This is a genomic window from Microbulbifer mixtoriginis (SeqCode) (assembly GCF_052466715.1).
The window spans coordinates 3,452,845-3,469,048 of sequence record NZ_CP174288.1; the positions used below are offsets into that span (position 1 = coordinate 3,452,845).

Consider the following 16,204-nt stretch of genomic DNA (forward strand, 5'->3'; position numbering starts at 1 on the left):
ATAAAGACAAAATACAAGAAAATTCGCGCCATTGCGCAGTATTTTGTGAACGGTCGTTCCTATGACCGTCAATTCCATTGGTGATCACTGACGACTAGCTATCCCCCCCTGTGCTGCCGGCACAGCTGATGACGGGTTTTTCAGCGAGTTCGAGAAAAGAATATCGTCAGGAATTTACGATTCTCCGGTAACCGTGACCTTTCTCCACAAACTGGAATATTCACCGTTCGGACCGTACTTTTACCGATGGGTTTTATTCATACACAACCTGGGGCTCTCCCAGCTGGTTCTTCTGCACAGTTTCCCTTGCATTGGCCAGGGCCCGCTGTTGGGAGATTGGGCCTATGCGCACCCGATAAAATTGCTTGCCACTGCGCTCAACCGGACTGACAGAAACAGGATAGTCAATTGCTGCAGCCAAGCGAGCCCGAATTTTCTCGGCCTGGGCTGGGCTGCTATAGGCTCCCACTTGCAGGAAGGTATTTTCCGGCAGGCGGATACTGGCATCCTGGGGCAGGCCGCCAGTTACATCGCCAGCCAATAGGGTTTCCGTCACCGGTGGCAGGGTATTTGGGTCCAGCGCTTCTACCTCAACACGGGCAACACCCTGATTCACATAGTCCAACTTTTGCGCTGCTGTATAACTCAGGTCGATAATTCTGCCGCGAACAAAGGGGCCGCGGTCGTTAATGCGCACAATAATACTGCGCCCATTATCCAGGTTGGTTACCTTGGCATAACTGGGTAGCGGTAGGGTTTTGTGCGCGGCGGACATGGCATACATATTATAAATTTCGCCATTGGCAGTGCGTCGCCCATGAAATTTGGTGCCATACCAGGAGGCCTTACCCTGCTCTTTGTAGCCCTTAACCGCAGGGCGTACGTGATAGGTTACACCTTTGACTTTATAAGGGCTTTTATTGCCCGCCGGTCCGATTGGTTCCCGCACGGGTGTGGGCTCCGGCGTAGCGAGCATATTTACCGGTTTGGCTGGGCCGCTATCCTTAAGGCTATCGAAGTCCTGCTCGCCCTGCTTATTCGGCTTAATTTGCGGGCCGCCACAAGCGACCAAAAACAAAGCGGCGAGTAGGAACACTCGCCGTATATTGCGCTGAAACATAATCCCCCCGGCGCGCGGCAACCCCAGGCTGCCGTCTCCAAGCCGCTGTTATCTATAACTGCTTAGTAAAACAGAAAATTATTGATTACCACCATCACCATTAGTTCCCGGCTTTGGCAATTATTCTCAGGAATTATTTATCTCCAACTCAGCTCTTTCCGCCGCGCGCTTTAACAATCTCCTGGGCAAGTTCATTCACTGCCATGGCGTAGAGGCGGCTGCGGTTGTAAGTCGTAATAGTGGAGAAGTTATTCAGGCCTAACCAGTACTGCTTGCCCTGCTCAGTCTGCAGAGAGAAAACAATCGCGGGCATTTCCGGTGCCACTTGACTGGTAGCATTAAAGCCTTTTTCCGCCAGTTCACCCACTGTCCACTCGGGCTGTAGGGTATCGTTGACGATGGTCATATCTGCATTGGGGCGCGGGTTGGCTAATACAGTCGTTGGCTCGCCGGGCTTCCAGCCGTGCCTGGCCAGATAGTTAGCCACACTGCCGATCGCATCGGTTGTATTGGTCCAGATGTCCACCTTGCCATCTTCACTGAAATCCACCGCATAGGCACGGTAACTTGAAGGCATAAACTGGCCGTAACCCATGGCACCGGCATAGGAGCCCTTCAGCGCGAGAGGATCCATACCTTGATCACGGGTTAAAAGCAGGTAGTTTTCCAACTCCTTGGTAAAGAACTCAGAGCGGCGCGGGTAATTGAAGGCTAGGGTGGAGAGTGCATCCAGTACCCGGTAGCCTCCCATATTGCCACCGTAGCGGGTTTCAACCCCGATGATCGCGACAATAACCTCAGCTGGGACACCATACTTTTTCTCAGCTTCCGCCAGGGCCTCAGCATTTTTATCCCAAAAATCCACACCGCCGGCAATGCTTTGCGGAGTTAAAAATAGCTTTTTATATTGATACCAGGGCTTGGCTTTTTCTGCGGGGCGCTTGATCGCCTTGAGGATAGAGTCCTTGCGCTTGGCATTGCGCATCAGCTCCTGCATTTCGTTGCGGTCAAATTGATGCTCTTGCACCATATATTCCACGAACTTTTGCGCGTCGGCATTATCGCCGTGGCCGGGCTCCTGCGCACAAGCTGCCAGCGCTAGCCCCATACCAACCAATAGTCCCGAGGTCCACTTCAAAACCACCGCTCCTGTCTTCATCTCGCGTCTCTACATCCAGTTTTTGATTTGCGCCGCTGGTTCATCAAAAATGTACCCTGCGCCGCTCGGTCCCTACGGCCATGAGAATACCGAATCCCGCCATTAAGGTAATCAGTGAGGTTCCACCGTAACTGATTATTGGCAAGGGTACCCCCACCACTGGCAACAATCCCGTAACCATACCAATGTTCACAAACACATAGACAAAAAAAGTGAGGGTAATACTCCCCGCCAGCAGGCGCCCAAATAGATGTTGCGCCATAAAGCTAATATAGATGCCGCGGGCGATCACCAGCACATAGAGTAAAAGCAGTAACAGGACACCGCGCATCCCCCATTCCTCAGCCAACACCGCGATAATGAAGTCGGTATGGCTCTCCGGCAGAAAGTCCAGCTGCGATTGGGTGCCCTGCAAATAGCCTTTGCCATACACCCCCCCGGAACCTATGGCGGCTTTAGAATTGAAAATGTTCCAGCCAGCACCAAAGCGATCATCGTGAGGATTCAGAAGTGTCAGGATACGCTGGCGCTGGTAGTCCCTAAGCCCCCACTGCCAGATTGGCCAAGCGGAAACCACCAGGCCCATGGCCGCCGCTCCGATCATCTTCCAGTTCAACCCGGCCAAATACAGCGCGAACAGGCCGGAAGCGGCGATCAGGATAGAGGTCCCTAAATCTGGCTGGCGCACAATTAAAGCGGCTGGAACCGCCACGATGGCCAGAGCCCCAATGACAGTCACAAGGGACGGGGGTTGGGCGCGCTGGTGCAGGAAAGCCGCCACCATCATCGGCACTCCCAACTTCATCACCTCCGAAGGCTGAAAGCGGAAGCCGGCAATCTCCAGCCAACGTTGGGCGCCCTTGGCACCGGTGCCAAAGAGCAACACCCCCACCAGCAGAGCGCAGCCGCCCAGATAGGCCCAGGGAGACCAGCGCCGATAAAAATCCAACGGAATCTGCGCGACAATAAACATGCCGGTGAACGCCAGGCACATAAATATAGACTGGCGCCGCACGTAGTTCATATCGCCGCCAGAAGCACTGTAGAGCACCCCCAGCCCCACAGAGGCAAGCACCAATAAAAGCACTAGCAGTGGCACATCAATGTGTAGGCGCCTCGCCAGACTCACTGGCTTTCGGAGACTGCCGTGAGCATCGGACAGCCGGTGAGAAAAATCGCGGCTAGCCATTATCCACCCCTTTGCTCAATCTGGTTTTCTGCGCCGTATTCTCTTGGGTGTCTGGTCTTGGCACCCACTCGGCAAATAATTCCCGCGCCACCGGCGCCGCCACGCCACCACCGGCTTCACCGTTCTCAACCAAAACTGCTACAGCAATACGCGGTTTATCCACAGGAGCAAAGGCGACAAACAGGGCGTGATCACGGTGGCGCTCCTGCAGAGCCTCTGAATCGTAACGGGCGCCCTGGGCTATACCCACCACCTGGGCGGTGCCGGATTTTCCAGCGACACGGAAGTTCAGGTCTTTACCCGCGCGCTTGCCCGTGCCATAGCTGCGATTGACCACCGCCTCCATGCCCTCGAACACAAGGTCCCAATTATCAGGGTGCGCCTCCAGGTTATGCAGAATTTCCGCCGGCTGTTCGACCCCGTTGATGGTTTTCACCATTTGCGGGCGATAGTGGGTACCGCGATTGGCAATGGTAGCGGTCATCACCGCCAGCTGTAGGGGCGTCGCCAGGACAAACCCCTGCCCCAGCACGGCGTTCAGACTATCGCCAGGGAACCAGGGCATACCCCGCGCACCGCGCTTCCAATCCCGCGAGGGGAAAAGGCCGGAGCGTTCCATCGGCAGATCGATACCGGTCTTGGAACCCAGGCCGAAGTGAGCGGCCATATCGTGCATGCCATCAATATCCCAGCGGTGGGCCATATCCCAGAAATAGACGTCGCAGCTCTGCGCCATAGCCTGAATCAGATCCACCTTTTCTCCATGGCCCCAGCGCACATGGTCGCGGTAAAGACGTGGATCATTTGGCAGCTTATAGAATCCCGGATCCTTAATTTTGGTTTCACGGGTGATCAGTCCAGCCTCTAGCCCGCCTAACCCCATCAGCGGCTTCAGGGTGGAACCCGGCGGATATTGGCCCTGTACCGCGCGGTTAAACAGCGGCACATCAAGGGAATCACTCAGGGCGCGATAATCAGCAAAGCTGATTCCGGTTACAAACAGGTTGGGGTCGAAGGAGGGCTTGCTGACAAAGGCCAGCACCCCGCCGGTGTTCACATCGATGGCGACAACTGCACCGCGGCGATCGCCCAGGGCATCCGAGGCCACCTGTTGCAGGTGTGCATCCAGATGCAGGGTAAGGTCAGCACCGGGCTTGGGGTCCTGGCGCTCCAACACCCTCAATACTCGCCCGCGTGCATTGATCTCCACATTTTCATAACCTACTTCGCCGAGCAGGGTTTTCTCATAGGAGCGCTCCAGTCCCACCTTGCCGATACTGCGGGTGCCGCGATAGAGGCGCACGTCCTCTTTAGTGAAATTACTCAGGTCGCGATCACTGATACGCCCCACGTAACCAACACTGTGGGCAAACAGGTCTCCCAGGGCGTAGTAGCGCACCAACTCGGCCTCCACAGAAACTCCGGGCATGCGAAACTGGTTCACGCTGATCCGTGCGATTTCCTCCTCACTCAGACGAAACCTCAGAGGCACCGGTTCAAATGGACGGCGGCGACGCAAGCGTTTGCGAAATTTGGCCACATCGCCGTCACCCAGACGGACCAGATGGCCGACCAGTTCGAGGGTTGCGTCCAGGTCTTTCACCCGTTCACGCACAATAGAAAGGTTATAACTGGCGCGGTTATCCGCGAGCAATATACCGTTGCGATCGTAAATCAGCCCGCGAGTTGGAGCGACGGGGCGTACCTGAATACGGTTATCATCGGATTGGGTGCGGTAGTCATCGTAATCTACCACCTGCAAATTATAAAAACGCGCAATCAAAACCCCTAGCAACGCGATGACACCAACAATGGCCACCAACATGCGGTTGCGAAACAGTCGCTGCTCCGTGTGGGGGTCCTTGAGGTGATGATCGTGGGGCATTGGCGTTTTTTAAACGATTATGACTGGCGCGGGAAAAAACTAATTCGGACTACATTACCACAGCGAACGCACGGAGAGAGAATTCCAGTTGGCAAATCTCTCCGCACTTGGTCGCAAATGTCTTATTTGTGATAAGGGTGGCCGGCAAGCAGGGTCCAGGCGCGATAAATTTGCTCGGCCAAAACCACACGTACCAGAGGGTGCGGCAGGGTCAAGGGTGACAGAGACCAGCGCTGACGCGCCCGGCTCAGGCAGTCCTGCGAAAGCCCGTCTGGGCCGCCAATCAACAGGCTGACATTTTCCCCCAGCAGCTGCCAGTCGCGCAGCTGGTCGGACAATTGCTCTGTACTCCAAGGCTTGCCCTTAACATCCAGCGCCACCACATGATCGCGCGGGCCGAGAGCAGCGAGCATGGCCTCGCCCTCTTTCTTGCGCGCTTTATCAATCAGTGCCGCAGAGCTTTTCTGGCCCCGCTGCCCCAGGGGGATCTCCACCATTTCCAGAGCAATTTCACGGGGCAGACGCTTGGCGTATTCGGCATAACCCTCCTGGACCCATGCCGGCATTTTGCCTCCGGCGGCGAGGATGCGAATCTTCACTTAATCAACCCTGATGGGGATCGCTACCATCCGCCTCGTCACGGGTATTTGGAGTCATAGACCAGAGTTTTTCCAAGTCGTAGAAATTGCGCACATCCGCGAGCATTACATGCACTACCAGATCCCCATAATCCACCAGTACCCACTCGCCCTGCTCTTTGCCCTCAACACCAATCGGGCGCACCCCCTCTTTCTTGAGTTCGTCCACCACATTTTCCGCCAGCGATTTTACCTGGCGGCTGGAGGTACCGGTGCAGATCACCAGGTTGTCCATCACATCAGAGAATTCGGAAACATCCAGAGCGACAATGTCTTTGCCTTTCAGATCTTCCAGAGCATTTAGCGCGATATCTTTAATATTTGTCATAACACCTTGATTCATTACTGGTCACCAGTGGCAACCGATTCTGTGTAGAGTTGATGGTCTTCAATATATTGCAACACCGTTGCTGGCAGTAAGAAACGCGGAGACTGGCCGCTGCCCAGCAACTGGCGAATCTGTGTAGCGGAAATTGGCAGCAGGGTTTGCGCGCGCAAAACCAGGCGACCTGAGGCATATTTATGTAAATCGGCCACGGTCCCGCGATGCTGCTGCAGCAATTTCGCTAGCTCGGCATTGCCAGTGGCTGCGCTCGCTTCCGGCAAGTGCCAGCCGGGCCTGGTCACAACGACCAGGTGAGCCAGCTCCAACAGGCGTTGCCAACGATGCCAGCGATGCAAGGTCAACAAGGAGTCAGTACCCATACAGAAACTGATGGACACTTGTGGCCCCAATTCCTCACGCAGCGCTTCGAGGGTATCTACCGTATAAGTGTCGCCACCGCGCTGTAGTTCCCGCTCATCCAGCTGCAATTCATCACAACCAGCCAATGCCAGCGCCAACATTTCACTACGCTGGCGTGAGGAAACTCCCGGACTCTGACGGTGGCGAGGCTGATGGCTGGGTAGCAGACGCATTTCATCGAAACCCAGGGCCTGGCGCAGCTCTAGCGCCATGCGCAGATGGCCGAAGTGCACCGGGTCGAAAGTGCCGCCGAATAAGGCGATGGTCTGCCGCTTAGTTGCCAAAATTACCTCTTTACTGGCTGCCGGGCCCGAAAAACTATCGGCGGATATGCCCGTCACCGAGCACAATCCACTTTTGCGAGGTGAGCCCTTCGAGCCCCACCGGTCCACGGGCGTGGATTTTATCAGTACTGATACCGATTTCCGCCCCCAGGCCGTATTCAAACCCGTCGGCAAAGCGCGTGGAGGCATTAATAATCACCGAGCTGGCATCCACCTCGGCAAGAAAGCGACGACTGCGACTGTAATCCTGAGTCACAATAGCCTCAGTGTGGCCTGAGCCATAGCGGGCAATATGATCCATTGCGCCATCCATATCCGCCACGACGCGGATAGCGAGAATAGGCGCAAGGTATTCCTCACTCCAGTCGCTGTCACTGGCTACGTTAATCTGTGGCAATATCTCTCTGCTGCGTTCACACCCGCGCAATTCTACGCCTTTCAGCGTATAGGCCTCAGCCAAGCGCGGCAGAATTTTCCCGGCAATTGCCTCGGCCACCAACAGCGTTTCCATAGCGTTACAAACGCCATAGCGGTGGGTCTTGGCATTCAAGGCGATCTCAAAAGCCTTCTGTTCGTCAGCCAGGTCATCGATATAGACGTGACAAACGCCGTGCAGGTGTTTGATCACCGGCACACTGGCCTCGCGGCTGACTCTTTCGATCAAGCCGGTGCCACCACGTGGCACTATGACATCCACATAATCGGGCATGGTGATCAGGGCGCCCACTGCAGCGCGGTCGCTAGTATCCACTACCTGTACTGCCGTTTGCGGCAAGCCGGCCTCGCGCAGCCCTGCACTGATGCAGGCGGCGATAGCCCGGTTGGACTGCAACGCCTCACTACCGCCACGTAAAATAGTCGCATTACCGGATTTCAGGCAGAGACTGGCCGCATCGATAGTCACATTGGGGCGAGACTCGTAAATAATACCCACTACTCCCAGGGGCACACGCATCTTTCCCACCTGAATTCCGCTGGGGCGATAGCACAAATCCTCAATTTCCCCCACCGGGTCCGGTAGGTCGGCCACCTGTATCAGCCCTTCGATCATACCGTCGATGCGCTCATCATTGAGTTCCAATCGGTCGAGCAGTGCCGCATCCAGACCGCGCTCGCGTCCGGCCTGCATATCAGCCGCATTGGCCTTGGCCAGTTCGATCCGATTGGCTTCCAACTCGGCAGCAATTGCTGCAAGGGCACGGTTCTTGACCTCAGTATCTGCGCGCGCCATTGTGCGAGAAGCTTCTCTAGCGGCTCGCCCCATCTGTTCGAGTTTGTCGCGGGTAGATTGCTGATCAGTGCTGGCTGTCGTGGTCACTTGGCTCTCCGTGCGAAATCCGGTCGGCCGCGCAGTATACCCCAGCAGCCGGGGGTTTAAACGGCATAAATGGATTCCTGCTGTTGGGTTACTCCCTACTCCAACGATCCAGGTTCTCAGCAATATTGGCGAGACGGGCCAAGGGGTCTTCCAGGGCCAGCAAATCTACTCTCGCTTTATCCTCAAGGGGTAACAACTGGGCCAGTTGCCAGGACAGGGCATCGGCAGAGTCGACATTATCGAACTTGAGTGAAAGATCCTTGGCACGCTCCTTTAACTCTTCCAGCACTGCCATTAGGCCATCGCAATCTGCAGGTATCGGCCGGGGGGCATTATCCGGCAACCACTCAACATCCCCCAGTAACAGGCCGTCTTCAGCCCGCTCGGTGTGACTGATGCGGAAGCGCCGCCGCCCTACTACCTGCACATGCAGCAAGCCCTCCTCCCCCTGACTCCAATCGACAATATGCACATAGACCCCAAGGGGCCAAACCGAGGCGTTGCCCACCTCGCCGCCAGAGCGAATCAAAACAACACCAAAGCCGCTCTCATTTTTCAGAGATTCGCTAACCAAATGCAGATAACGCTGTTCAAAGATACGTAGAGGTAGCGCAACACCTGGGTAGAGGGGCACGCTCAGGGGAAAAAGGGGGATCTGTTGCAAAATGCTCTCTCGTTGGGTGGGTTGAAGTACTAAAGATAACACTGCCAATAGGATCACCGAGATTACTGGCGAGGCCTTTAAGCGCCAATCCAATTGTTTGAGTGCAATATTCCACGGAATCCCGGTAATTGTCGGTGGCAAGCACGACCCACAGCCATTAAGCTGCTGCGGTTTATTAACGAATGGAGACTATTCATGCCTAAAGCAACAGCCCGCCATATCCTGGTACAGACCGAAGACAAGTGCCTGGAACTGAAAGATCAGATCGAAAATGGCGCCGATTTCGGCAAAATCGCGGAGCAGTTCTCCCAATGCCCTTCCGGCCGTTCCGGCGGTGACCTGGGTGAGTTCAGCAAGGGTATGATGGTGCCGGAGTTCGACAAGGTCGTTTTCTCTGAGGAACTGAACAAGGTACACGGCCCAGTAAAAACTCAGTTTGGTTACCACCTTCTGGAAATCACCAGCCGCCAGGATTAATTCTCCGCGAATTAATCTGCTAATAAAAAGCCGGGCAATTGCCCGGCTTTTTATTGCTAGCTCTAAAAAATATTCCCTCAGGCCTTGGCTGCCCCCTCTGGAATTTCCACCTCACTTCTATCTACAGAACCGGCACCCAGAGGCTTGAATATCACCAGTAACAGTGGCAACAAAGTCAGTGAGCCCAGCAGTGCCGCGGACATGGCCGAGGCGGTCAAGAGGCCAAAGTAAATAGAAGGCACAAACTTGGACAGCGCCAGGATCGAGAAGCCGGCAATAATGGTGATTGCCGTGTAGAACATGGCGCGACCGATAGTTGCATGGCTGCGATGCATGGTGGCCAGGTAATTGCCGTCTTTGGCAAACTCGGCGCGGAAGCGGTACAGATAGTGAATCGCATGATCCACCCCAATACCCACGGTAATCGCCGCAATGGTGATGGTCATCATATCCAATGGTATACCGGCGAGCCCCATACCACCGAGTACCACACAGGCCGCCAGCATATTCGGTACCAGCGCGATAATGGCAATCGACAGAGAACGGAACAACACCAGGAACATTAACAGGATGCCCACAAATACCGCCCCCAGAGTCAGGATTTGGGACTTAAACAAGCTCTGCAGCATATTGTTGTAGAGCACCAGCAGTCCTGTCTGGTGGATGTTTTCCGGCGCTATACCCATTTCATTATGCGCGTAATCGTAAATGCGCTCGATCAATTCGCCACGGCGCAGATTCGGATCAGTCTCCATCACCCGCAGGGTAATGCGGGCCTGATTGTTCTCAACCGAGAGGTAAGGGTCTACCAATACGCCGCGGATTTCCGGCGGCAGGCTGGTATTGGCCACCGCCAACTCAAAGTCATTGAGCTGACCACCTTTCAGGTCACGAGCCACTTTGTACAGAGTGGCGAGGGACTGCACCTTGCCGATCTCTGGCTGTTCTTCCAGGTAATCGTGCAACTGTTCCAAGGTATTGAGACCAGCTACGGTAAACCAATAACTCTGCTCCTGAGACTCCTCTTCTCCGCCGAAAGGGTCATCTGAGGAAAAAGGATCTTCTTCTACCGCAAACGGATCTTCCTCCGCTTCCATGGCAAAAGGATCTTCCTCACCCTCGAAGGCAGGCTCCTCTTCCAAAGGCTTGTCGAGGATAATATCCAGGGTCACAGTGCCGCCCAGGCGGCGGTCAATCACCAGCATACCCTGGTAAATTTCGGTGGAATCATCGAAGTAATCGATAAAGCGGTTTTCCACTTTAAGCTGCAGCATTCCCGCCACACTGATCACCGCAGCGGCCAGGGACACCCCCAACACCACAAACTTATGGCGCTCGGCAAAGCTAGAGAAACGCAGGGTAAATGCATGGGAATTATCCTCACTCACTTTGCCCTGGCGCTTGGGCTGGATCATCAGAAAACTGGGGATAATCAGGAAGGACAACATCAGGGCTAGAGTTACCCCCATCGTCATCATCCAACCAAAGTCGATAACCGGGCGAATACCACTCACCACCAGCGATACAAACGCAACGATAGTGGTCAGGGCCGTGTACAGACAGGGCTTGGCCATAAACCGCACTGTCTGCAGCACCAGTGTTTCACGGCTCCAGTCGGGGTTTTGCGCAATATATTCGCGGTAACGCACCGCCAGGTGGATAGTGATCGCCAGGGTAATAATCAGCAGCAGCGCGACAAAGTTTGCGGAAATCACAGTCATGCGCCAGTCGAGCCAGCTGAGCAGACCCAGGATCATCACTGCGGTGGTGACACAGGTGAGCAGCGGTAACAGCACCCAACGGGGCTGACGGAAGATCAGCAACAGAGTCAGAATAATGAAGACGAGGATGCCCACACCAAACACTACCAGATCACTTTTGATAAAAGTGATCATGTCCGAAGTGATCATGGTCACACCGCCGAGGAACAACTCTGCCTCGCCTTTGTAACCGGCGAGAATCCCCCGCACCTCATCAACTCGAGCCCGCGCTTCCAACTCCTGAGCAGTGCGGTGCTCCAAATAGACGGCACTCACCTCTTCCAAGCGCGCAGCCTCTTCCGGGCTCAGGCCCTCACTATTGCGCTTGCGGCGCAGGGCATCGCGCTCGCGTACCAATTCTATACCGTGGCTATCCAGCGTCAGATTGGCGAGCAGTGCGGTGGTCTGGCCATCCGGGCTCAGAATCAATTCGCGGTAAATAGGGCTGGAGAGAAACTCCTGTCGGGCCAGGTCTCGATCAGTATCTGCCTGGGACAGGGTGCGAATCTCATCGGTGATATCGGTTAAAGACAGCTTGGGGCTGTACAGCAAAGGGACATCGAGGATGGTCTGTACACTGGAAACGCCATCTACTCCGGCCAGCTCATCGCGTAACTTGGCCAGAGCTTGTAGAGATTTATCGCTAAACAGGTCGCCATCCTTATAGCGATAGGTGACCACCAGGAAGTCCCCGCTAGCGTAGCGCTCAGCGATCTCACGAAAATAATCCAGGGACTCATCGGCCTCCAGGGTGAGGGAGTCCGCCGAGGCATCGATCTTGAAGCGGGGCAAGCCCATCGCTGCCAGCAGGGTGAGCAGGCCAATAACTACCAACACAACCAGTGGCCGCTTGGTTACCAGGTATTCATACGAGTTCTTGAAAGCTGACAGCATAGGTTTTTGCTTCTATCCAATAAATCAGTGGGCCGCAGTACGGCGCATATTTTGATCGCCCCGGCAGTGCTGGTGCAAATACAAAATTTGCGTTTACACGGCGCTATTGGAAATATTTTCAGGGAGTATCGATATGTCCCAGATCGCGCTCGGGAAACAATAGGTCCCGCACGCGCCGCTTGAGTTCCTTTGCTCCGGGGAAACCGCCATCGCGCTTGCGCTCCCAGATCAAATTTTCACCAATGCGGATTTCGAATACTCCTCCAGTTCCGGGTTGTAATGCAACCTGTTGTAGGTCATCCGCAAAAGTGTGAAGCAACTCCTGGGCCATCCAGGTAGCCCGCAACATCCAATTGCACTGCACACAGTAGTGGATGGTTATGCTCGCTTTCACTATTTTTTATCTCCCTGTGACCTACTCACCCCAAGCCGGCAACAACTTTTGTTCCACGCCCAACTGATCGAGCAGTCTCGCCACCACAAAATCGATTATGTCTTCGACCGTGCGCGGCTTCTGATAAAAACCGGGGCTGGCCGGCAGAATCATCGCGCCCATGCGGGTGAGTTTGAGCATATTTTCCAGGTGAATCTCCGAGTAAGGCGCCTCACGCGGAACCAAAATCAACTGGCGGCGCTCCTTCAATGCCACATCTGCAGCGCGCTCAATCAGATTGTTGGAGGCTCCACAGGCAACGGCCGACAAAGTACCGCCGCTAGCCGGGCAGATCACCATGCTAGCCGACGCTCCAGTGCCGGATGCCACCGGCGAAAACCAGTCGCGCTTGCCAAACAATTTCAACTGGCCCTCCTGCGCGCCGAAGCGATCGGCGAGAAAAGCCTGCAGTGTGTCATCGTCGCCCTCCGGCAGTTGCAGGTCGGTCTCTGTATTGATCACTACCTGGGCCGCCTCAGACATCAACAGCCAGACGCGCACGCCAGAAGCGAGCAGGCACTGCAACAAACGCAGGCCGTATTGGGCCCCAGAAGCCCCAGTCATGGCCAGGGTAACGGTTTTATTAAATTTGGCTTGCTGCAAGATCACTTCCCCGATCACTAAAGTGCTGACTCTTTTCAGGTCGAATAGTTATATTTTTGCTCCAGGGCTCCAATCAAACGCTGATGGATACCACCGAAGCCGCCGTTACTCATCACCACGATATGACTGCCCTCGCCGGCGAGCTGCAGTGCCGATTCCACACCATTCTCGATAGTGTCAAAAATCTTGGCCGGCACCGGAGAGTGGTGAGTAACTTCATTCAGAGACCAATTCATCCCTTGGGGCTGATACCACAACACCATATCCGCACCGCTACAGGCACTGGCCAACTGGCCCTGATGCACGCCCATACGCATGGTGTTGGAACGGGGTTCAATCAAGGCGATGATCTTGTCCTTGCCCACTTTGGCCCTGAGGCCACTGAGTGTGGATTCGATCGCAGTCGGGTGGTGGGCAAAATCATCGTAAACGCGGATACCAGCCACTTCGCCCAGGCATTCCATACGGCGCTTTACGCCTTGAAAACGTCCAAGGGCAGAGGCGCTTAGCTCTGGTACCACGCCCACATGACGAGCTGCAGCCATAGCGGCGAGACCGTTGCGCACATTGTGCATACAGGTGAGATCCCACTCCACACGCGCCACTTCGGCACTCTCGAATAGCACGGTAAAACTGCTGCCATCCGCGGCGATATCCACCGCTCGCCAGTCGCCGGCACTGATTCCCGGCTGATCCTCACTGGCAAAGCGCTGAACTTCACTCCAGCAACCCTGCTGCAATACCTGCTCCACATTATTTTCTGCGGCGCTGACAATCAGGCCGTTGCCGGGCACCGTGCGAACTAGATGATGAAACTGCCGCTGGATCGCCGCCAAATCGTCGAAGATATCGGCGTGATCGAACTCCAGATTGTTGATAATCACTGTGCGTGGGCGGTAATGCACAAACTTAGAGCGCTTATCGAAGAAGGCGGTGTCGTATTCATCTGCCTCCACCACAAAGAAAGGGGACTCCCCTAAACGCGCCGATACTCCAAAGTTGCCTGGCACACCGCCGATCAGGAAGCCCGGCTGCATATCCGCCGCTTCCAGAATCCAGGCCAACATGCTGGCAGTTGTGGTCTTGCCGTGAGTGCCCGCTACTGCCAGCACCCAGCGCCCGCCGAGGAAGTGGTCACAGAGCCACTGGGCACCGGAGGTGTAGGCCAGCCCCTGTTCAAGTACCGCTTCCACGGCGGGATTACCGCGGGACATGGCATTGCCGATAATGACCAGGTCTGGGGCCGGCTCCAACTGAGCCGGGTCATAGCCCTCGGTGATCTGAATACCCGCCTGCTGTAGTTGAGTGCTCATGGGGGGGTAAACATTGGCATCGCTACCGGTGACCCGGTGTCCTTCGGCCACCGCTAATTGGGCTAGGCTGCCCATAAAGGTGCCGCAAATACCGAGAATATGGATATGCATGGCGAAAATCTGTACTCCTGGGGGTTGCGGCGCAAGCTTACCACGGCAAAACAGGCCAGTAATTGCCAAATGCCCCGTTTGCCATGCAATTTACTCGCTATTCCATTAGACTCCGCCCCCGCACAGATCGGCCTCACCCCCGGTAGGGTGGTAGGAATTTTCCAGCTACGGCCGACACCCGATACGAGCTCCCGGAGTTCCCCACTGGCGCCGCCGAAGAGCGTCCGGCGGACAACCGGATCGGGTCACTTCCCAAGATCTCTATGAAAACAGGATAACCATGTCGAAGAAGAACGCCTTTTACGCGCAGTCCGGTGGTGTGACTGCCGTAATCAATGCCTCCGCCTGCGGCGTAATAGAAGCTGCCCGTGAAAACCAGGACAAAATTGGTAAAGTCTATGCGGGGCTGAACGGCATCCTCGGCGCATTGCGAGAGGAACTGATCGACGTGAGCCAGGAAAGTGTGGAAGACATCGCCGCACTGCGTCACACTCCCTCCGGCGCCTTTGGCTCCTGTCGCTACAAGCTGAAGAGCTTGGAAGAGAACCGCGCAGAGTACGAGCGCCTGATCGAAGTATTCAAGGCCCACGACATCGGCTACTTCTTCTATAACGGCGGCGGCGACTCCGCTGACACCTGCCTGAAAGTCTCGCAGCTGTCTGAGACCATGGGTTACCCAATTCAGGCCATCCATATTCCCAAAACGGTCGACAACGATCTGCCGCTAACCGACAACTGCCCCGGCTTCGGCTCCGTAGCCAAATACGTTGCAGTCTCAACCAAGGAAGCGGCCATGGACGTAGCCTCCATGTGCGCTACTTCCACCAAGGTCTTTATCCTCGAAGTGATGGGTCGTCACGCGGGTTGGATTGCCGCCGCCGGCGCCCTGGCCCAGGAAGAGGAAGGGGATGCACCGCACATCATCCTGTTCCCGGAAGTGGCCTTCGATAAAGAGAAGTTCTTGGCCAAGGTGCAAAAGACCGTGGACGAGAAAGGCTACTGCGTAATCGTCGCCTCCGAGGGCGCCCAGTACGAAGACGGCACCTTCCTCGCCGATGCCGGCACTACCGACGCCTTCGGTCACAAGCAGCTGGGCGGTGTGGCACCAACCCTCGCCAATATGATCAAAAGCGAGCTGGGCCTGAAATACCACTGGGCACTGGCCGACTACCTGCAACGCGCCGCCCGCCATATCGCCTCCGCCACCGATGTGGAGCAGGCCTACGCCGTCGGTCGCGCCGCCGTGGAAATGGCGGCAGCCGGCAAAAACGCCATTATGCCGGCAATTATTCGTGCAGAAGGTGAAGAGTACAGCTGGTCTATCGCGGAAGCGCCATTGTCTGAAGTGGCCAACGTCGAAAAATTTATGCCGAAAGAATATATTAGCGAGGACGGCTTCGGCATTACCGATGCGGGACGCGAGTACCTGTTACCGTTAATTCAGGGCGAGGACTACCCACCCTACAAAAACGGCGTACCCCAGTATGCGAAATTAAAAAAGCAGTTGGTGGAAAAGAAGCTGGATACTGAATTTAAGGTGTAATCTTAAAACTCTTTCATCCAGATTTAAAAAAGCCCCCGAATAAAACCGGGGGCTTTTTTATTTATGCA

Annotated in this window: 15 protein-coding genes; 2 read left to right on the forward strand and 13 right to left on the reverse strand. The window is 55.4% G+C overall.

Translation table 11 applies throughout. The features are described 5' to 3' along the window. Positions 1 to 253: 253 nt before the first annotated feature. The 9 genes from ACJJH9_RS15275 to ACJJH9_RS15315 form a co-directional block, all read right to left on the reverse strand. Complete coding sequence (locus ACJJH9_RS15275) at positions 254 to 1,120, reverse strand: septal ring lytic transglycosylase RlpA family protein (protein ID WP_444923278.1); 867 nt, start codon at positions 1,118 to 1,120, stop codon at positions 254 to 256. A 148-nt stretch (positions 1,121 to 1,268) separates the two neighbouring features. Next, the gene (gene mltB / locus ACJJH9_RS15280) at positions 1,269 to 2,279 is read right to left on the reverse strand and encodes a lytic murein transglycosylase B (RefSeq protein WP_252083121.1); all 1,011 of its coding nucleotides are present in this window, start codon (positions 2,277 to 2,279) and stop codon (positions 1,269 to 1,271) included. 43 nt (positions 2,280 to 2,322) lie between these two features. Then, positions 2,323 to 3,468: a rod shape-determining protein RodA gene (gene rodA / locus ACJJH9_RS15285; protein ID WP_444923279.1), complete on the reverse strand. Its 1,146-nt coding sequence runs from the start codon at positions 3,466 to 3,468 to the stop codon at positions 2,323 to 2,325. Continuing rightward, positions 3,461 to 5,353, reverse strand: a complete 1,893-nt coding sequence (gene mrdA / locus ACJJH9_RS15290; RefSeq protein ID WP_252083123.1) for a penicillin-binding protein 2 — start codon at positions 5,351 to 5,353, stop codon at positions 3,461 to 3,463. Before mrdA ends, rodA begins: the two co-directional genes overlap by 8 nt. A 122-nt stretch (positions 5,354 to 5,475) precedes the next feature. Next, positions 5,476 to 5,952 (reverse strand): 23S rRNA (pseudouridine(1915)-N(3))-methyltransferase RlmH, encoded by a 477-nt coding sequence (gene rlmH, locus ACJJH9_RS15295; RefSeq protein WP_444883939.1) that lies wholly within the window; start codon positions 5,950 to 5,952, stop codon positions 5,476 to 5,478. Positions 5,953 to 5,956: 4 nt separating this feature from the next. Beyond that, positions 5,957 to 6,334 (reverse strand): ribosome silencing factor, encoded by a 378-nt coding sequence (gene rsfS / locus ACJJH9_RS15300; RefSeq protein ID WP_252083125.1) that lies wholly within the window; start codon positions 6,332 to 6,334, stop codon positions 5,957 to 5,959. Continuing rightward, on the reverse strand, positions 6,334 to 7,077 hold the full coding sequence (gene nadD / locus ACJJH9_RS15305) for a nicotinate-nucleotide adenylyltransferase (RefSeq protein ID WP_444923280.1): 744 nt from the start codon (positions 7,075 to 7,077) through the stop codon (positions 6,334 to 6,336). The genes rsfS and nadD overlap by 1 nt, the downstream gene beginning before the upstream one ends. Further along, entirely contained in the window at positions 7,055 to 8,338 is a 1,284-nt protein-coding gene (locus tag ACJJH9_RS15310; protein WP_444883937.1) for a glutamate-5-semialdehyde dehydrogenase, read from the reverse strand. The genes nadD and ACJJH9_RS15310 overlap by 23 nt, the downstream gene beginning before the upstream one ends. 88 nt (positions 8,339 to 8,426) lie before the next feature. Then, on the reverse strand, positions 8,427 to 9,002 hold the full coding sequence (locus tag ACJJH9_RS15315) for an LON peptidase substrate-binding domain-containing protein (protein ID WP_444887053.1): 576 nt from the start codon (positions 9,000 to 9,002) through the stop codon (positions 8,427 to 8,429). Between the two features lie 174 nt (positions 9,003 to 9,176). Between ACJJH9_RS15315 and ACJJH9_RS15320 the strand changes: the two genes are divergently transcribed. Next, complete coding sequence (locus ACJJH9_RS15320) at positions 9,177 to 9,479, forward strand: peptidylprolyl isomerase (RefSeq protein ID WP_286037026.1); 303 nt, start codon at positions 9,177 to 9,179, stop codon at positions 9,477 to 9,479. A 77-nt stretch (positions 9,480 to 9,556) separates the two neighbouring features. Here ACJJH9_RS15320 and ACJJH9_RS15325 read toward each other — a convergent pair whose 3' ends face one another. The 4 genes from ACJJH9_RS15325 to mpl form a co-directional block, all read right to left on the reverse strand. After that, on the reverse strand, positions 9,557 to 12,133 hold the full coding sequence (locus tag ACJJH9_RS15325) for an efflux RND transporter permease subunit (RefSeq protein ID WP_444923281.1): 2,577 nt from the start codon (positions 12,131 to 12,133) through the stop codon (positions 9,557 to 9,559). A gap of 118 nt (positions 12,134 to 12,251) precedes the next feature. Then, on the reverse strand, positions 12,252 to 12,527 hold the full coding sequence (locus ACJJH9_RS15330) for an Rdx family protein (RefSeq protein ID WP_286036977.1): 276 nt from the start codon (positions 12,525 to 12,527) through the stop codon (positions 12,252 to 12,254). A 21-nt stretch (positions 12,528 to 12,548) separates the two neighbouring features. After that, positions 12,549 to 13,175, reverse strand: a complete 627-nt coding sequence (locus ACJJH9_RS15335) for a flavin prenyltransferase UbiX (RefSeq protein WP_444925228.1) — start codon at positions 13,173 to 13,175, stop codon at positions 12,549 to 12,551. Positions 13,176 to 13,204: 29 nt separating this feature from the next. After that, complete coding sequence (gene mpl / locus ACJJH9_RS15340; RefSeq protein ID WP_444923282.1) at positions 13,205 to 14,593, reverse strand: UDP-N-acetylmuramate:L-alanyl-gamma-D-glutamyl-meso-diaminopimelate ligase; 1,389 nt, start codon at positions 14,591 to 14,593, stop codon at positions 13,205 to 13,207. 280 nt (positions 14,594 to 14,873) lie between these two features. On the opposite strand from mpl, the gene ACJJH9_RS15345 reads away from it, so the two are divergent. Continuing rightward, positions 14,874 to 16,136, forward strand: coding sequence for a 6-phosphofructokinase (locus ACJJH9_RS15345; RefSeq protein WP_252083130.1), 1,263 nt, complete (start codon positions 14,874 to 14,876; stop codon positions 16,134 to 16,136). Positions 16,137 to 16,204: the final 68 nt, after the last annotated feature.

Coding starts and splice junctions, on each gene's coding strand:
- rodA (WP_444923279.1), bottom strand. CDS start 3,468: ATGGCTAGCCGCGATTTTTCTCACCGGCTGTCCGATGCTCACGGCAGT.
- ACJJH9_RS15345 (WP_252083130.1), top strand. CDS start 14,874: ATGTCGAAGAAGAACGCCTTTTACGCGCAGTCCGGTGGTGTGACTGCC.
- mrdA (WP_252083123.1), bottom strand. CDS start 5,353: ATGCCCCACGATCATCACCTCAAGGACCCCCACACGGAGCAGCGACTG.
- rsfS (WP_252083125.1), bottom strand. CDS start 6,334: ATGAATCAAGGTGTTATGACAAATATTAAAGATATCGCGCTAAATGCT.
- ACJJH9_RS15275 (WP_444923278.1), bottom strand. CDS start 1,120: ATGTTTCAGCGCAATATACGGCGAGTGTTCCTACTCGCCGCTTTGTTT.
- ACJJH9_RS15325 (WP_444923281.1), bottom strand. CDS start 12,133: ATGCTGTCAGCTTTCAAGAACTCGTATGAATACCTGGTAACCAAGCGG.
- mpl (WP_444923282.1), bottom strand. CDS start 14,593: ATGCATATCCATATTCTCGGTATTTGCGGCACCTTTATGGGCAGCCTA.
- mltB (WP_252083121.1), bottom strand. CDS start 2,279: ATGAAGACAGGAGCGGTGGTTTTGAAGTGGACCTCGGGACTATTGGTT.